13 protein-coding genes and 2 pseudogenes are annotated in these 14,786 nt (G+C 72.6%); 9 read left to right on the top strand and 6 right to left on the bottom strand.

The annotated features are described in order from the left end of the window. Nucleotides 1-125: 125 nt before the first annotated feature. The 5 genes from NEH16_RS33905 to NEH16_RS14640 form a co-directional block, all read right to left on the bottom strand. The gene (locus tag NEH16_RS33905; RefSeq protein WP_365679305.1) at nucleotides 126-233 is read right to left on the bottom strand and encodes a putative leader peptide; all 108 of its coding nucleotides are present in this window, start codon (nucleotides 231-233) and stop codon (nucleotides 126-128) included. Nucleotides 234-440: 207 nt separating this feature from the next. Then, on the bottom strand, nucleotides 441-1,130 hold the full coding sequence (locus NEH16_RS14625) for an LmeA family phospholipid-binding protein (protein ID WP_265542742.1): 690 nt from the start codon (nucleotides 1,128-1,130) through the stop codon (nucleotides 441-443). 121 nt (nucleotides 1,131-1,251) lie between these two features. Next, entirely contained in the window at nucleotides 1,252-2,439 is a 1,188-nt protein-coding gene (locus NEH16_RS14630; protein ID WP_265542744.1) for a hypothetical protein, read from the bottom strand. 10 nt (nucleotides 2,440-2,449) lie between these two features. Next, entirely contained in the window at nucleotides 2,450-2,704 is a 255-nt protein-coding gene (locus tag NEH16_RS14635) for a MoaD/ThiS family protein (protein WP_073964792.1), read from the bottom strand. A 63-nt stretch (nucleotides 2,705-2,767) separates the two neighbouring features. Further along, entirely contained in the window at nucleotides 2,768-3,652 is an 885-nt protein-coding gene (locus NEH16_RS14640; RefSeq protein WP_374215654.1) for an alpha/beta hydrolase family protein, read from the bottom strand. Nucleotides 3,653-3,891: 239 nt separating this feature from the next. On the opposite strand from NEH16_RS14640, the gene NEH16_RS14645 reads away from it, so the two are divergent. The 5 genes and pseudogenes from NEH16_RS14645 (at nucleotide 3,892) to NEH16_RS14665 (ending at nucleotide 9,135) form a co-directional block, all read left to right on the top strand. After that, complete coding sequence (locus tag NEH16_RS14645) at nucleotides 3,892-4,677, top strand: response regulator transcription factor (protein ID WP_265542746.1); 786 nt, start codon at nucleotides 3,892-3,894, stop codon at nucleotides 4,675-4,677. 24 nt (nucleotides 4,678-4,701) lie between these two features. Continuing rightward, a complete protein-coding gene (locus NEH16_RS14650; protein ID WP_073964795.1) occupies nucleotides 4,702-5,742 on the top strand; it encodes a LacI family DNA-binding transcriptional regulator in 1,041 nt (346 codons plus the stop codon). 112 nt (nucleotides 5,743-5,854) lie between these two features. Further along, a pseudogene (locus tag NEH16_RS33575) lies at nucleotides 5,855-6,921 on the top strand (S1C family serine protease). A gap of 70 nt (nucleotides 6,922-6,991) precedes the next feature. After that, nucleotides 6,992-7,723, top strand: coding sequence for a response regulator transcription factor (locus NEH16_RS14660; protein WP_265542748.1), 732 nt, complete (start codon nucleotides 6,992-6,994; stop codon nucleotides 7,721-7,723). Further along, entirely contained in the window at nucleotides 7,720-9,135 is a 1,416-nt protein-coding gene (locus NEH16_RS14665) for a sensor histidine kinase (RefSeq protein ID WP_265542750.1), read from the top strand. Before NEH16_RS14660 ends, NEH16_RS14665 begins: the two co-directional genes overlap by 4 nt. 87 nt (nucleotides 9,136-9,222) lie before the next feature. Here NEH16_RS14665 and NEH16_RS14670 read toward each other — a convergent pair whose 3' ends face one another. Further along, nucleotides 9,223-11,106, bottom strand: coding sequence for a bifunctional metallophosphatase/5'-nucleotidase (locus NEH16_RS14670; protein ID WP_265542752.1), 1,884 nt, complete (start codon nucleotides 11,104-11,106; stop codon nucleotides 9,223-9,225). A 131-nt stretch (nucleotides 11,107-11,237) separates the two neighbouring features. Between NEH16_RS14670 and mshD the strand changes: the two genes are divergently transcribed. From mshD to NEH16_RS14690, 4 genes and pseudogenes are all read left to right on the top strand, one after another. Beyond that, nucleotides 11,238-12,176 carry a mycothiol synthase gene (mshD, locus tag NEH16_RS14675; protein WP_265542754.1) on the top strand — a complete coding sequence of 313 codons (939 nt, stop codon included), beginning with the start codon at nucleotides 11,238-11,240 and terminating at the stop codon, nucleotides 12,174-12,176. Between the two features lie 90 nt (nucleotides 12,177-12,266). Next, nucleotides 12,267-12,662 (top strand): annotated as a pseudogene (locus NEH16_RS14680) (GntR family transcriptional regulator); the annotation flags it as partial. 10 nt (nucleotides 12,663-12,672) lie between these two features. Then, the gene (locus NEH16_RS14685; RefSeq protein ID WP_265542757.1) at nucleotides 12,673-13,563 is read left to right on the top strand and encodes an ABC transporter ATP-binding protein; all 891 of its coding nucleotides are present in this window, start codon (nucleotides 12,673-12,675) and stop codon (nucleotides 13,561-13,563) included. Beyond that, nucleotides 13,560-14,576: a hypothetical protein gene (locus tag NEH16_RS14690; RefSeq protein ID WP_265547499.1), complete on the top strand. Its 1,017-nt coding sequence runs from the start codon at nucleotides 13,560-13,562 to the stop codon at nucleotides 14,574-14,576. The genes NEH16_RS14685 and NEH16_RS14690 overlap by 4 nt, the downstream gene beginning before the upstream one ends. Nucleotides 14,577-14,786: the final 210 nt, after the last annotated feature.

The following is a 14,786-nucleotide window of genomic DNA, read 5'->3' on the forward strand; positions in this document are numbered from 1 at the left end:
GTGCACGGGTCGTGCGTGATGCGGATGTGCGGGGCGCGGGCCGGACCCGTATCCACGGGCGGCATGCGGGACGGCCCCGACGTGCGGTCGAAGGGCCTGGGAATGCGGGAAACCGGGCGTCCCGCTCAGACAGTGCGACAGAGCATGGCGGCGACGCGGCACAGGTCCACTGCCCGCCGCTTCGTGAGATCCGCCTGGCCACCCTGAGGGAGGCCGCCAATAGAGCACTGCATGGGACCGATCGTAGGGAGGTACGGGCGAACATGTCACCGCCGTGTCGCATATTGAGACAGGATCGTCCGCATTGCGGAATGATTGCCTCTGCGGCGCAGGCCCTGCGCCGTCGCGCGCGGCGCGGGAGCCGTCGGCCATCTGCGGACCGGACCGGCCCGTCTCACTATGTGGCCGGGCCACCCATCCCTACCCGCGCGTGGACCCGGTCATCCCGCCAGGCGCACCCCGGTGCCGGTCCCCGAGATCTCCAGACCGTCCTCGGTCGGCTGGATCCTCTCCAGTTTCAGGCCGTTCGGCAGCCCGCCGACCTCGCGCTCGAAGTCGGTCTTCTCGCGGACCAGCTTCTCCAGGCCGGGAATGCCCTCGCCCGGCACCTTGTCCGCGTGGACGCGGACGGTGCGGCCGTCGAGCAGCGTGACCGTGGACAGGACGCTGCGCGAGATCGGGCGTCCCAGGACGTTGACCGTGCCGGTCACCTTCACCTTGTTCTTGCCGCCGTACTCGACCTTGACGCCGTCGCTGGCGGCCTTGGTCAGGTCCTCGTACGAGATGACGACCGTCCCGGTGGCGCGGTCGGCGACGGCGCCCGAGAAGCCGTCGGTCAGCCGCACGTCGCGCAGTTCGGCGTCCAGGGTGGAGATCCGCAGCGTGCGTCCCCCGGCGCGGGTCTCGATGCCGGTGAGCCGCACGTCGACCTCGTCCAGCTCCGAGCCGGCGAGCTGGGTGAGGAACGGGAAGCCCCTGACGGAGATGTCGGTGGAGCCGATCCGCGTGCCCGGGATCTCCACCCGGTTCTCGGCCTGCGACTCGGCGATGTACACCGCCACCCGGTCCACGGCCACGAACAAGGCCGCCAGGACCACCAGGGCGATGCCCCATATTCGCAGTGCACGCATGCCTGTCCTTCCCCCCACCCAGCCGCCCGTACGGCGTGATCGACGTGCGAAAGCCCCCAACGGTTCCCCGTGGAGGGCTTCGCCATGCGGATGGAGCGGTACGGATCCGAGCGGTACGGGACTACGTCAGCACGCGGCCCAGCACATAGACGGCCGGCGCCGCCGCGGTCAGCGGCAGGGCCACACCCGCCGTCATGTGCACGAAGCGTGACGGGTAGTCATAGCTCGCTACCCGCAGCCCGATCAGCGCGCAGACCCCGGCGGCGAGGCCGAGCAGCGCCCCCTTCGCCCCCAGGTCCGTGGCTGCCCCCGCCACCGCGCCTGCCCCCGCCGCGACGGCCAGCGCGGCCACCACGGACACCGGAGCGGGCAGCGGCAGCGCCCGTACGAGCACGGCGGCGGCCACGGCGACCGCGCCCACCGTCACGGCGTCCGGGACGGCCGCGAGGTGGCCGGCCGCCAGCACCGCGAGGGCGGCCGAGGCGACGGTGGCCATGAGGCCCTGCATCCGCTCGTCGGCGCCGGCCCGGCTGCGCAGCTGGAGGACCACGGTGAGCAGCACCCAGACGCCGAGCGTGCCGATGATCGCGGCCGGACCGTTCTCCCGGCCCGCCGCGAGGAGCGCCACATCGGCGACCAGACCGCCGGCGAAGGCCAGCGCGATGCCCTGCCGGGCCGGCCACATGCCGTTCAGCCGGAACCAGCCCGCCGCCGTCACCGCCTGGAGCAGCACCAGCGGCACGGCCAGCGCGTACGAGCCGATCGCCGCGCCGAGCGCCAGCAGCAGCCCGAGCACCGCGGTGATCGCGGCCGGCTGGATTCCCGGCGCGATGATCGGGGAACGCCCCTCGGCCCGGGCGCGCTGCGCGTCGGTGATCCGGGCGTTGCCGAGGGTGGTCGGCGCGCTGTACCCGTCGGCGCCGGAGGCGGCGGGGGCGGCGGGAGCGGGCGGCGCGGGCGCGGGCGGCGCGGGCTCCGCGTGGACCTCGGGCGGCAGCGGGTAGGAGCCGGTGCCGACGGGGGCGGCGTGCTCCCCCTGCGGCGCGGGCCCGTCGGTGCGCTGCACCGTCGGCTGGTACTGCGTGTCCCAGGTCTGCCCCTGCCAGGTCTGCGCGGCGCCCTGGTCCGGCTGCCCGGCCGAGGCGTCCGGATACGCCTGCTGCGGATAGCCCTGCTGGGGGTATCCCTGCTGCTGGTACCCCTGCTGCGGATAGCCGTACTGCTGCGGGTCCTGCCCGTACCCGTACTGCGGCTGCTCTTCCGGGCCCTGGCCGCCCGGGTGGTACGGATACTGCTGATCGTTGCTCATGTGCTGGGGTTCACCCTCCTGCGAACGGCGGGAGCACCTCGACCGTGCCGCCCTCGGCAAGGCGTACGGTCTCATGGCTCCGGGTCCCGACGGGGTCGCCGTCGATGAGGAACGAGCACCTGAGCAGTACGCGGCTCAGCTCGCCGGGGTGCCGCTCGCGCACCGCGTCGAGCGCCTCCTTGAGGGTCGCGGCGGCATACGGCTCCTCCGCGGTCCCGGCCGCGGCCTTGGCGGCCGCCCAGTAACGGATCGTTCCCGCGGGCATGGCGGCGCTCCTTTCGTTCCGTTCCTCCGGTGCCGGTTCGGGGACACCGGCCCCCATCATGGTTCACCGTCGCGCCACCCAGTCGGCGATGCGGGTGAGCAAGCTCTCGTCGGCCGCGTTCTCCGCGTGCCCCATTCCGCGCTCCAGCCACAGCTCCGCCGCGTCGCCCGCGGCGGCGGCGAGCATACGGGGGTGGTCGAGCGGGAAGTACGGGTCCCGGTCGCCGTGCACGATCAGCAGCGGGGCCGGGGCGACGAGAGCGGCGGCCGCCACCGGGGAGAGCGGGACCGGGTCCCACGCCTCGCGGTGGATGCGCGTGCGGAAGCCGTAGCGCCCGACGAGCCGTCCGGCGGGCCGGGTCACCATCCAGTGCAGGCGGCGCATCGGAGCCGTCCCCCGGTAGTACCAGCGCGCGGGGGCGCTCACGGACACCACCGCATCCGCGTGCGCCCCCGAACGCGCCCCCACGCGCCCCACGCGCTCCGCAACGTCCCGGTCCGCGCCGCCGTCCCCGTCGGCCGCCCCCGGGGAGGCGTACAGCGCCCCGTGCCGCAGCACCACCGAGCCGCCCATCGAGAAGCCGACGGTCACCACGCGCCGGTGCCCCAGCGAGCGCGCCCAGGCGACCGCCGCCGCCAGGTCCAGCACCTCGCGGTCGCCGACCGTGGAGAACCCCCCGGACCTGCCGTGACCCCGGAAGGAGAACGTCACCACCGGCGCGTACCGGGAGAACGCGCGTACCGCCCTCCGCACCGCCGGGCGGTCCACCGAACCGGTGAATCCGTGCGCGACGACGATCGCCGTTTCCCCGCCGTCATCCCCCGTACACGGGTCGTACACCGCCTCGATCCAGGTCCCGTCATCCGCCCGCAACGCGGCCCTCAGGGGCACCCGCGTGACCGAGCGAACAGCGAAATCCGGAATTCTCCCCTCTGACACAGAACTCATGTGGGTTATTCTCCTGTGAAGAGGATCCGGGCAGAGAAGCCCCCGGATCCTTTTGTGCTTTCCGGACGTTGTTACGACGACGTTTCGACAAGCTCAGCGGAACCGTACGAAGCAGAGCCGCATACTCCCCCGGGCACCGCCCGGGAGTGCCCCTCTCGCAGGGAACGAGGAGGACCGAACGTCATGGGCGAGCCGACCACGCACCATCAACGACCGACGAACCGGGCAGGTGGGCGGCGATGAGCTCTCTGCTGCTCCTCACGAATGCCCTCCAGCCGTCGACGGAGGTGCTTCCCGCCCTCGGTCTCCTGCTCCACAGCGTGCGTGTCGCGCCCGCCGAGGGCCCCGCGCTCGTGGACACCCCGGGGGCCGACGTCATCCTCGTGGACGGGCGCCGCGACCTCCCGCAGGTCCGCTCGCTCTGCCAGCTGCTGCGGTCCACCGGGCCCGGCTGTCCGCTGATCCTCGTCGTCACGGAGGGCGGCCTCGCGGCCGTCACCGCCGACTGGGGCATCGACGACGTCCTGCTGGACACCGCGGGCCCCGCCGAGGTCGAGGCCCGGCTGCGGCTGGCGACCGGCCGCCAGCAGATCACCGCCGACGACTCCCCGATGGAGATCCGCAACGGCGATCTCTCCGTCGACGAGGCGACGTACAGCGCGAAGCTGAAGGGCCGCGTCCTCGACCTCACCTTCAAGGAATTCGAACTGCTGAAGTACCTGGCGCAGCACCCGGGCCGGGTCTTCACCCGCGCCCAGCTGCTCCAGGAGGTCTGGGGCTACGACTACTTCGGCGGTACGCGCACGGTCGACGTGCACGTACGGCGGCTGCGCGCCAAGCTCGGCCCGGAGCACGAGTCCCTGATCGGAACCGTGCGGAACGTGGGCTACCGCTTCGTCGCCCCCGAGAAGGTCGAGCGGGCGGCCGAGGAGGCCAAGGCGGCCCAGCGGGGTGTCACCCGTTCGGAGCAGCCGGCCGTCGCCGAGGTCACGGAAGAAGCCCCGGTCCGGCCTGCCAAGAGGTAGTTCCATCCGCGTAGACTGCCGCGCGTGGCCAAGGTGACGCGGGACGATGTGGCGAGACTGGCGGGGACGTCGACCGCAGTGGTCAGTTACGTCATCAACAACGGACCCCGGCCGGTCGCCCCGGCCACGCGCGAGCGGGTGCTCGCCGCGATCAAGGAGCTGGGCTACCGGCCCGACCGGGTCGCCCAGGCCATGGCCTCGCGGCGGACCGATCTCATAGGGATGATCGTGCCCGACGCCCGGCAGCCGTTCTTCGCGGAGATGGCGCACGCGGTCGAACAGGCCGCCGCCGAGCGCGGGAAAATGGTCCTCGTCGGCAACTCCGACTACCGCGACGAGCGCGAGGTCCACTATCTGCGGGCCTTCCTCGGCATGCGCGTCTCCGGTCTCATCCTGGTCAGCCAGGGCCCCAGCGAGCGCGCGGCGGCCGAGATAGAGGCGTGGGACGCCCGGGTCGTGCTGCTCCACGAGCGGCCCGAGGCCATCGACGACGTCGCGGTCGTCACGGACGACATCGGCGGCGCCCAGCTCGCCACCCGCCACCTCCTCGAACACGGCAACGCGTACGTGGCCTGCCTCGGCGGCACCGAGGAGACCCCGTCCGTCGGCGACCCGGTCGCCGACCACGTCGAGGGGTGGCGGCGCGCGATGCACGAGTCGGGCCGCTCGACGGAGGGCCGGCTCTTCCAGGCCCCGTACAACCGCTACGACGCCTATCAGGTGGCCCTGGAACTGCTCTCCGGGCCGGACAGGCCGCCGGCCATCTTCTGTGCCACGGACGACCAGGCGATCGGCGTGCTGCGGGCCGCCCGCGAGCTGCGCATCGACGTGCCGGGCGAGCTGGCCGTCGCCGGATTCGACGACGTCAAGGAGGCCGGGCTGACCGATCCGCCGCTCACCACGGTCTCCTCGGACCGCCCGGCGATGGCGCGGGCGGCGGTGGACCTGGTGCTCGACGACTCGCTGCGGGTGTCGGGGTCGCGGCGGGAGCGGCTGAAGCAGTTCCCCTCGGCGCTGGTGGTCCGCCGCTCGTGCGGCTGCGGAGAGCCGCCGGCGTCCGCCTGAGCCCCGGGCCCCCTGCCGGGGCCCCGGGCTTTATATCGGGCATACGCGGTTCTGCCGGGCTTCTCAGGGCGCCCTCACGCTCCTCTCATCTTGGCCGGACAGGCTCATAGACATGACAGAGAGCCAGCGCCCGAGCGGCGAGTACCCGATGTACCCCTCGTACGGCAACGGCGAAGCGGCCTACCCGCCGCCGCCGTCATACCAGCCCGGCCCCCCGGTCCCCCCGGCCTTCCCGGACCCGACGGGCCCCGCCCCGAGCCGCCCACGCCCCGGCGCCGGGCCCGCAAGCCGGTCGCGCTCGTCGCGGCGGTGGCCATCGCCGCGGCGGTCATCGGCGGCGGCACCGCCACGGTGATCGGCAGGCTCGCGGACGACCCCGCCACCACGGCCGCCGGGAGCGGCGTCGTCCCGGGCACCACCGTCTCGCAGAGCGACAAGGGCACGGTGTCCGGTGTGGCCAAGGCCCTCTCGCCCACCATCGTGGAGATCGGCGCGACCTCGACGGCCGGCCAGTCCACCGGTTCGGGCGTGGTCATCACCTCGGACGGCGAGATCGTCACCAACAACCACGTCATCGCGGACGCGTCCCAGATCAAGGTCACCCTCAGCACCGGCAAGACGTACACCGCGGACGTCGTCGGCACCGACCCCGACAAGGACCTCGCGCTGATCAAGCTCCAGGGCGCGAGCGGTCTGAAGACGGCCACGCTCGGCGACTCCTCGCAGGTCGCCGTCGGCGACGAGGTCGTCGCGATCGGCTCGCCCGAGGGCCTGACCGGCACCGTCACCAGCGGCATCGTCTCCGCCCTCGACCGCGACGTCACGGTCGCCAAGGAGGGCGGCAACGGGCAGAGCCAGGGTCAGGGCCAGGAGCAGCAGGGCGGCGGGCGGCAGTGGCCCTTCGAGTTCGGCGGACAGCAGTTCAACGGCGACACCGGCGAGTCCACCACCACGTACAAGGCCATCCAGACCGACGCCTCGCTCAACCCGGGCAACTCCGGGGGTGCGCTGATCAACATGAACGGCGAGATCATCGGCATCAACTCCGCGATGTACTCGGCGAGCTCCGCCGCCGGCCAGGGCAGCTCCGGCGCGGGCAGCGTGGGCCTCGGCTTCGCCATCCCGGTGAACACCCTGAAGGCCGACCTCGACACCCTGCGGGCCGGGAACGGCTCCTGACCGTACGGGGGCTGAGAAACTGGGGCCTCAGCGCTCCGGCCCGTACGACCGAGAAGAGGACGAGACAGCGATGAGCCCCGCCGAAGACGATTCGCAGCGCATCCTGATCGTCGACGACGAGCCCGCCGTGCGCGAGGCCCTGCAACGCAGCCTCGCCTTCGAGGGATACGGCACCGAGGTCGCCGTCGACGGCCTCGACGCCCTCGCCAAGGCGGAGTCGTACGCCCCCGACCTCATCGTCCTGGACATCCAGATGCCCCGCATGGACGGCCTGACCGCCGCCCGCCGCATCCGCGCCACGGGCGCCACCACGCCCATCCTGATGCTCACGGCCCGGGACACCGTCGGCGACCGCGTCACCGGACTCGACGCGGGCGCCGACGACTACCTGGTCAAACCGTTCGAACTGGACGAGCTGTTCGCCCGCATCCGCGCGCTGCTGCGCCGCAGCTCGTACGCGACGGCCTCGGGCGGCCCCGTCCCCGACGACAACGTGCTCTCCTTCGCCGACCTGCGCATGGACCTGTCGACCCGCGAGGTCATGCGCGGCGACCGGCGCGTGGAGCTGACCCGTACCGAATTCACGCTCCTGGAGATGTTCCTCGCGCACCCGCGCCAGGTGCTGACCCGCGAGCAGATCCTGAAGGCGGTGTGGGGCTTCGACTTCGAGCCGAGCTCCAACTCCCTGGACGTGTACGTGATGTACCTGCGCCGCAAGACGGAGGCCGGCGGCGAACCGCGCCTCGTGCACACCGTGCGCGGTGTGGGATACGCGCTCCGCTCCGGCGGGGGCGACGGATGACGGGCCCGGTGCGGCGCTTCCGCGCGCTGCCGCTCCGCTCCCGCCTCGCCCTGCTGGTCGCGACGGCGGTCGCGGTGGCGGTGGCGGCGGTGGCGGTGGCGTGCTGGTTCGTGACGCGGGAGCAGTTGGAGGGGCAGCTGGACGACTCGCTGCGCAGCGCCAAGCTGGACACCGACCAGACGAACAGCCTGCTGAACGCGTGTCTGGCCGGCAGGAAGCTGCCCGATCAGCCGTTCCCCAGCCAATACACCGTGCAGCTGGTGGCGGCGGACGGCACCTACTGCCCCGCGCCGGACAGCACCCCCATCCCCGTACAGCGCGACGACGTCGCGGTGGCGGCCGGGCAGCAGCGGGAGACGCTGCACACGACCGAGAACGAGGACGGCAAGGAGATGCGGGTCTACACCCGCAAGCTGCCCGTGGTCGGCGCGGGAGCGGCGGGCAATCAGCTCGCCATCTCCGTGGCCCGGCCGATGAGCGAGATCGACTCACCGCTCTCCACCCTGGCCTGGGTCCTCGCCCTCGTCGGCGGCATCGGCGTCATCGGCGCCGGAGCCGCCGGGCTCTGGGTCGCCCGGTCCGGTCTGCGTCCCGTGGACGAACTCACCGAGGCCGTCGAGCATGTCGCCAGGACCGAGGACCTGACCGTCCGCATCCCCGTCGAGGGCGAGGACGAGATCGCCCGGCTGTCCCGGTCGTTCAACTCGATGACCGCGTCCCTGGCGACCTCCCGCGACCGGCAGGCCCAGCTCATCGCGGACGCGGGCCACGAGCTGCGCACCCCGCTCACCTCGCTGCGGACCAACGTGGAGCTGCTGGCCCGCAGCGACGAGACCGGCCGGGCGATCCCGCCGGACGACCGCAGGGCCCTGATGTCCTCGGTGAAGGCGCAGATGACGGAGCTGGCCGCGCTCATCGGCGACCTCCAGGAACTGGCCCGCCCGGACGCCGCGCAGCCGGGCCCGCTCCAGGTGGTGGCCCTGCACGACATCACCCGGGCCGCCCTCCGCCGCGCCCGGCTGCGCGGCCCGGAGCTGACGATCACCGAGGACCTGGCCCCCTGGTACGTACGCGCCGAACCGGCCGCCCTCGAACGGGCGATCGTCAACGTCCTGGACAACGCGGTGAAGTTCAGCCCGTCGCACGGCACGATCGACGTGGTGCTGCACCGGGGCCGCCTCACGGTCCGGGACCACGGCCCCGGCATCCCCGCCGACGAACTCCCCCACGTCTTCGAACGCTTCTGGCGCTCCCCGTCGGCCCGCCAGCTCCCGGGCTCGGGCCTCGGCCTGTCGATCGTGGCCCGTACGGTCCAGCAGTCGGGCGGCGACATCGCCCTCACCCCGGCCGAGGGCGGTGGCACGGAGGCGGTGATCAACCTTCCGGGGGCCCCGCAGCCGCCGCCGGCCTGAGCAACCGCGTAGGCAGAAAAAGGGGGGAGGGGCTGCGGACCGGCCGAACCGGTCCGCAGCCCCTCCCCTTGTGCTGCGCTGTTGTTCCTACTGCACGACCGTGATCCGGTCCGTCGCCGGCGGGGCCAGCGGGGACGAGGCCGTGGAGTGTGCGGCCAGGTAGGCGTTGAACAGGTCCAGGTCGGAGGCGCCGACCAGCTTGTTGGTGCCCTCGCCGAGCGCCGCGAAGCCGTCGCCGCCGCCCGCCAGGAACTCGTTCATCGCGACGCGGTACGTCTTGGCCGGGTCGATCGCCTCACCGTTCAGCTTGATCGTGTCCGTGACGACGCGGTCCGCGCCGGACTTGGTCATGTCCAGCGTGTAGGTGAGGCCCTTGGAGACCTGGAGGATCTTCGGGCTGGCCTCGTTGGAGCCGCTGACCTGCTGCTGGAGCGCGCTGATCAGCTGGGCGCCGGTCAGGTCCACCACATTCATCATGTTGGTGAACGGCTGCACGGTGAACGACTCGCCGTAGGTGACGACGCCGTCGCCCTCGCTGCCGGACGCCTTGTAGACCAGGTCCGCGCGGATGCCGCCCGGGTTCATGAAGGCGACGACCGCCCCGCCCTTGTCCGCCGGGGCCAGGCCCTCCAGCTGCGCGTCGGCGATCAGGTCACCGAGCGGCTTCTCCGGGGCGGTGGAGCCGCGCCCGTTGATGTCGGCGGAGATGTAGCCCTGCGGCCGGTTCGAGATCGGGGCCGCGAGCGTGTTCCAGCGGGCGATCAGGTCCGTCATGTCCTTGGCGGGCTTCTGGTCACGGCTGACCAGGTGGTTCGCGGAGACGGGGTTGGACGGCTGCGACCCGTGGTGCTTCGAGCCGTGCTTGCCGCTGCCCTTCACCGCCGTGCGCACGATGTCGCCGGTGCGGCGGTCGTACGTCAGCGTCGTGTCCGTGTACAGCCGGCCGAAGGAGGCCGCCGAGGTGACCAGGCGCGGGTTGCCCGCGGGGTCCGGGATGGTGCAGACGTACGCCTGGTGGGTGTGGCCCGTGACCAGGGCGTCCACCTTCGGCGTGATGCCCTTGGCGATGTCCGTGATCGGCCCGGAGATGCCGTCACCGGCGCCCGGGCTGTCGCAGTCGTAGTTGTACGAGGCGGAGGCGGGCAGGCCGCCCTCGTGGATGAGCGCGACGATCGACTTCACGCCCTGGCGGTCCAGCTCCTTGGCGTACTTGTTGATCGTCTCGACCTCGTCGTGGAACTTGAGCCCCTTGACGCCGTTGGCCGTCACGATGTTCGGCGTGCCCTCCAGGGTCACCCCGATGAAGCCGATCTTGACGCCGTTCTTCTTCCATACGGTGTACGGCTTGAGGATGGGCTTCCCGGTCTTCTCGCTCGTCACATTGGCCGCGAGGTACGGGAAGTCTGCGCCCGGGAACTTCTTGCCCTTCTCGTAGCACCCCTCGACCGGGTGGCAGCCGCCGTTCTGAAGACGCGCCAGCTCGGTCGCGCCCTCGTCGAACTCGTGGTTGCCGACGCTCGTCACATCGAGGTCGATCTTGTTCAGCGCCTCGATGGTCGGCTCGTCGTGGAAGAGCCCCGACAGCAGCGGGCTCGCGCCGACCATGTCGCCGCCGGCCGCGGTGATCGAGTACGGGTGGCCCTTGCGGGCGGTACGCAGCGAGGAGGCGAGGTACTCGACGCCACCGGCCGGAATCGCCTTCGTCGTGCCGTCGGCCTGCGTCTCGGTGACCGTACCGGCCGAGCCGGCCGGCGGCTCCAGGTTGCCGTGCAGGTCGTTGAAGGACAGCAGCTGTACGTCGACGGTCCGGGCCGGCGTGTGGTGCCCGTGGCCGTGGTCGCCGCCGTGCCCATGGCCGCGCCCGTGGGCGCCGGCCGGCATGGCGGCGACGAGCGCGCCCACGGTGGCGAGACCGGCCGCGGCGGCGAGCACCCGCCGTGACGCCCGGTTCTTCTGCGGTGTCGCTGACATCGGTCCCCTTGTGAGTTCAGCGGGTGAAGTACGAGCCGCAGCCTAGAGTCAACGCGCGTAGCGCGACAGGTGTACGGGGTTACGAAGTGGTTGCCAACCGGTGCGCGCCCGCGGCGCTTACGCTCGTACGCATGACGACTGACGCACCCCTCCCCGCCCCCGGACGCGAGATCCAGACGCTCGACACCCTCTCCCCCGACCAGGCCGCGGCCGTGCTCGACCTGCTCGCCGAGGCCGCGCGGTCCGACGGCCGGCAGGCCGTGTCGGAGCAGGGCCGTCTGCAACTGCGGGGCGGACAGCGGGAAGGCGTACGGCACTTCCTGCTGTCCGCCGGAGGCGTGCTCGCCGGATACGCGCAGCTGGAGGACACCGACCCCGTGGAGGCACCGGCCGCCGAGCTGGTCGTGCACCCCGCGCACCGGGGCCACGGCCACGGCCGCGCGCTCGGGGCCGCCCTGCTCGCCGCCACCGGGAAGCGGCTGCGGGTCTGGGCGCACGGCGGGAAGGCCGCGGCGCGCCACCTCGCCCAGGTCCTCGGCCTCTCCCTGTTCCGGGAACTGCGCCAGCTGCGCCGCCCGTTGAACCCGCTGGACCTCGCGGAGCCGGTCCTCCCGCCGGGCGTCACCGTGCGCACCTTCGTCCCGGGCGAGGACGACGCCGCCTGGCTCGCGGTGAACCGCGCGGCCTTCGCCCACCACCCGGAGCAGGGCTCGCTGACCCAGCGCGACCTGGACGACCGCAAGGCCGAGTCCTGGTTCGACCCGAAGGGCTTCTTCCTGGCCGAGCGCGAGGACGGCACGGGCGCCACGGAGCTGATCGGCTTCCACTGGACGAAGGTGCACGCCGAGGAGCAGCTCGGCGAGGTGTACGTGGTCGGCATCAGGCCCGACGCGCAGGGCGGCGGCCTCGGCAAGGCCCTCACCGCGATCGGCCTGCACCACTTGGCGGCGGAGGGCCTGCCGACCGCGATGCTCTACGTGGACGCGGACAACCCGGCGGCGCTCGCCGTGTACGAGCGGATGGGCTTCACGACGCACGAGGTCGACCTGATGTACCGCACGGAGTCCTGACCTCCCCTCAACTCATTCAGGGGCGGCGACGCTTGACGCCGCCCCTTCCTTACGCCACCCTTTCACTACTCAATTAGTGAAAGGGTGAAGATGGCAGAGCCCGCGGCAGTCGAGTTCCGCATCGACCGGCGCAGCGGCGTCGCCACGTACCTCCAGATCGTCCAGCAGACCAAACAGGCGCTGCGCCTGGGCCTGCTGGAGCCGGGCGACCGGCTGCCCACCGCACGAGAGGTGGTCGAGGCGACCGCGATCAACCCGAACACCGTGCTCAAGGCGTACCGCGAGCTGGAACGCGAAGGGCTGGTCGAGGGCCGTCGCGGCCTCGGCACCTTCGTCACCGGAACGCTCGGCGGCGCGGCGGCCGCCGACGACTCCCCGCTGCGCGCCGAACTCGCCGCCTGGGCGGGCCGGGCGCGGGCGGCAGGACTCGAACGCGACGACGTGAGCGCGCTCTTCACCGCCGTACTGGACAGCACATTCGAGGGGGCCAGGACCGATGACAGGTACCGCGCTGGAGGCCGAGGGGCTCGGCATGAGGTACAGGGGCCGCGGGGGCGGCTGGGCGCTGCGGGACTGCACGTTCCGGCTGCCCGCCGGCGCCGTCTGCGCGCTCGTCGGGCCCAACGGCGCCGGCAAGTCCACGCTGCTCGCCCTGGCTGCGGGTTTCCTCCGCCCGGCCGAGGGAACGCTGCGGGTCCTGGGCGCGGCACCCGGCGAGACGCGCGCCCGGATGGCGTACGTGGCCCAGGACAAGCCGCTCTACCCGCAGTTGACGGTCTCCGAAACACTGTGGGCGGGTGCGGAGCTGAACCCGGACGGCTGGGACCGGGAGGCGGCGGCGCGCATCGCCGAACCGCTGCCGTCGGACGCGAAGGTCCGGGACCTCTCCGGCGGGCAGCGCAGCCGTCTCGCCCTCGCCCTGGCGCTGGGCAAGCGGGCCGAACTCCTGCTCCTGGACGAGCCGATGGCCGACCTCGACCCCCTCGCCCGCCACCAGCTGATGGGCGTCCTGATGGCCGAGGCCGCCGAGCACCGGACGACCATCGTGATGTCCTCGCACATCCTCACCGAGCTGGAGGGCGCCTGCGACCACCTCCTCCTGATCGACGGCGGCCACGTCCGCCTCGGCGGCGAGACGGACGACCTCATCGCCGCCCACGCCGTCCTCACGGGCCCGGTCCGCGACCTGGCCCCGCACACGGTGGTCGAATCCCGCACGACGGGCCGCACCCTGACCGCCCTGGTCCGCCCGGAGGGCCCGGTGGACGCGACCTGGACCCGCTCCGAACCCACCTTGGAGGAGCTACTGCTCGCGCACCTCCGCTCCCCGGAAGCCCCCGCGCTGCTCACCCCGAGCGCGACGACCCGCGAGGCGGTGGCGGCATGAGCGCGCCGGCCGACATCGCACCCGCCACGCCGCGTACGGCCCGTCCCGGCCCCGCCCTGGGCGCCGGTGCCCGCATCCTCGTACGCCAGCACCGGTGGGCCCTGTGGTGCACGGGCGCCCTCGCCCTGATCTGGATCGCCGTCGTCGTGGGCATCACCCTGTGGGCCGGCCACGTCAACGACGCGTTCGAGGCGAGCCCCTGCACGTCGCTGGTGACCGACCGCGCCTGTGACGACCGGTTGCAGAAGTTCGACCTCGCCCTGTCGGTCCGGCAGACGGTGCTCGGCTACGCGGGGCTCTGCCTGACCGTCCTGCCCGGACTCGTCGCCGCGTTCGTCGCGGGCCCGATGATCGGCAAGGAGTTCGAGAGCGGTACGTACAAGCTCTCCTGGACGCAGTCGGTGTCCCCCGTCCACTGGCTCCTGGCCAGGCTCGCGGTTCCGGCCGCACTGCTGGTCGCGGGGGTGTCCGTCCTGTCCGCCGTCTTCGCCTGGGCATGGGCGCGGTCGGAGGGGCTGTACTCGGTCCACTGGTTCGGCAACACCTCCTTCGGCGCGCTGGGAACCGCGCCCGTGGGGTACGCCCTGCTCGGGCTCGCCCTCGGGGCGCTCGCCGGACTGCTGACGCGCCGCACCGTGCCCGCCATGGGCGTGGCCTTGCTCGCCACCGCCGCGGTGGCCGTGGCGCTGAACCGGGTACGCAGCGGACTGTGGCCGCTGAGCACGCGGACCAGCACCGGCTCGGTCCCGCCCCAGACGCCCGACGACGCGTGGCTCGTCGAGACCGGCCGGCTCACCGGCGACGGCGCCCGACTGCCGGTCGACACCTGCTGGGCCGCGGGCGCCAAGGCCGACCGCTGTCTCGCGGACCGCGGCGTCACCGGCTACTACGTCGACCACCACCCCGTCTCCCATTTCTGGCCCCTCCAGCTCATGGAAACCGCCATCCTCCTCACCCTCGCCGCAGCCGTCACCGCCCTCGCCTTCCGGGTCCTGCGGCGCTACCACGCCTGAGGCGATCCCAAACCCGTCCGGGGCCCCGGCCCCGGACGGAACCCCACACACGGCCACTCACCGCTTCCCGCGCGTCATGTCGTCGTAACCACGCATTCAGACGGCCTTGCGACCCTCTCAGGATGCAGCCAGCTGTGCCGACCCCCCGCAACGGGCGAAATACCGGCAGAACGCGCCCCGACCGCGCCGCTTCCGGGATCTCGTCCACCT

The organism is Streptomyces drozdowiczii (assembly GCF_026167665.1).
Classification (GTDB): Bacteria; Actinomycetota; Actinomycetes; order Streptomycetales; family Streptomycetaceae; genus Streptomyces; species Streptomyces drozdowiczii_A.

What these genes read in the sequence shown, in the direction of transcription:
- NEH16_RS33905 (WP_365679305.1), bottom strand. Translation starts at nt 233, where the DNA reads ATGCAGTGCTCTATTGGCGGCCTCCCTCAGGGTGGCCAGGCGGATCTC.
- NEH16_RS14625 (WP_265542742.1), bottom strand. Translation starts at nt 1,130, where the DNA reads ATGCGTGCACTGCGAATATGGGGCATCGCCCTGGTGGTCCTGGCGGCC.
- NEH16_RS14630 (WP_265542744.1), bottom strand. Translation starts at nt 2,439, where the DNA reads ATGAGCAACGATCAGCAGTATCCGTACCACCCGGGCGGCCAGGGCCCG.
- NEH16_RS14635 (WP_073964792.1), bottom strand. Translation starts at nt 2,704, where the DNA reads ATGCCCGCGGGAACGATCCGTTACTGGGCGGCCGCCAAGGCCGCGGCC.
- NEH16_RS14640 (WP_374215654.1), bottom strand. Translation starts at nt 3,652, where the DNA reads ATGAGTTCTGTGTCAGAGGGGAGAATTCCGGATTTCGCTGTTCGCTCG.
- NEH16_RS14645 (WP_265542746.1), top strand. Translation starts at nt 3,892, where the DNA reads ATGAGCTCTCTGCTGCTCCTCACGAATGCCCTCCAGCCGTCGACGGAG.
- NEH16_RS14660 (WP_265542748.1), top strand. Translation starts at nt 6,992, where the DNA reads ATGAGCCCCGCCGAAGACGATTCGCAGCGCATCCTGATCGTCGACGAC.
- NEH16_RS14665 (WP_265542750.1), top strand. Translation starts at nt 7,720, where the DNA reads ATGACGGGCCCGGTGCGGCGCTTCCGCGCGCTGCCGCTCCGCTCCCGC.
- NEH16_RS14670 (WP_265542752.1), bottom strand. Translation starts at nt 11,106, where the DNA reads ATGTCAGCGACACCGCAGAAGAACCGGGCGTCACGGCGGGTGCTCGCC.
- mshD (WP_265542754.1), top strand. Translation starts at nt 11,238, where the DNA reads ATGACGACTGACGCACCCCTCCCCGCCCCCGGACGCGAGATCCAGACG.
- NEH16_RS14685 (WP_265542757.1), top strand. Translation starts at nt 12,673, where the DNA reads ATGACAGGTACCGCGCTGGAGGCCGAGGGGCTCGGCATGAGGTACAGG.
- NEH16_RS14690 (WP_265547499.1), top strand. Translation starts at nt 13,560, where the DNA reads ATGAGCGCGCCGGCCGACATCGCACCCGCCACGCCGCGTACGGCCCGT.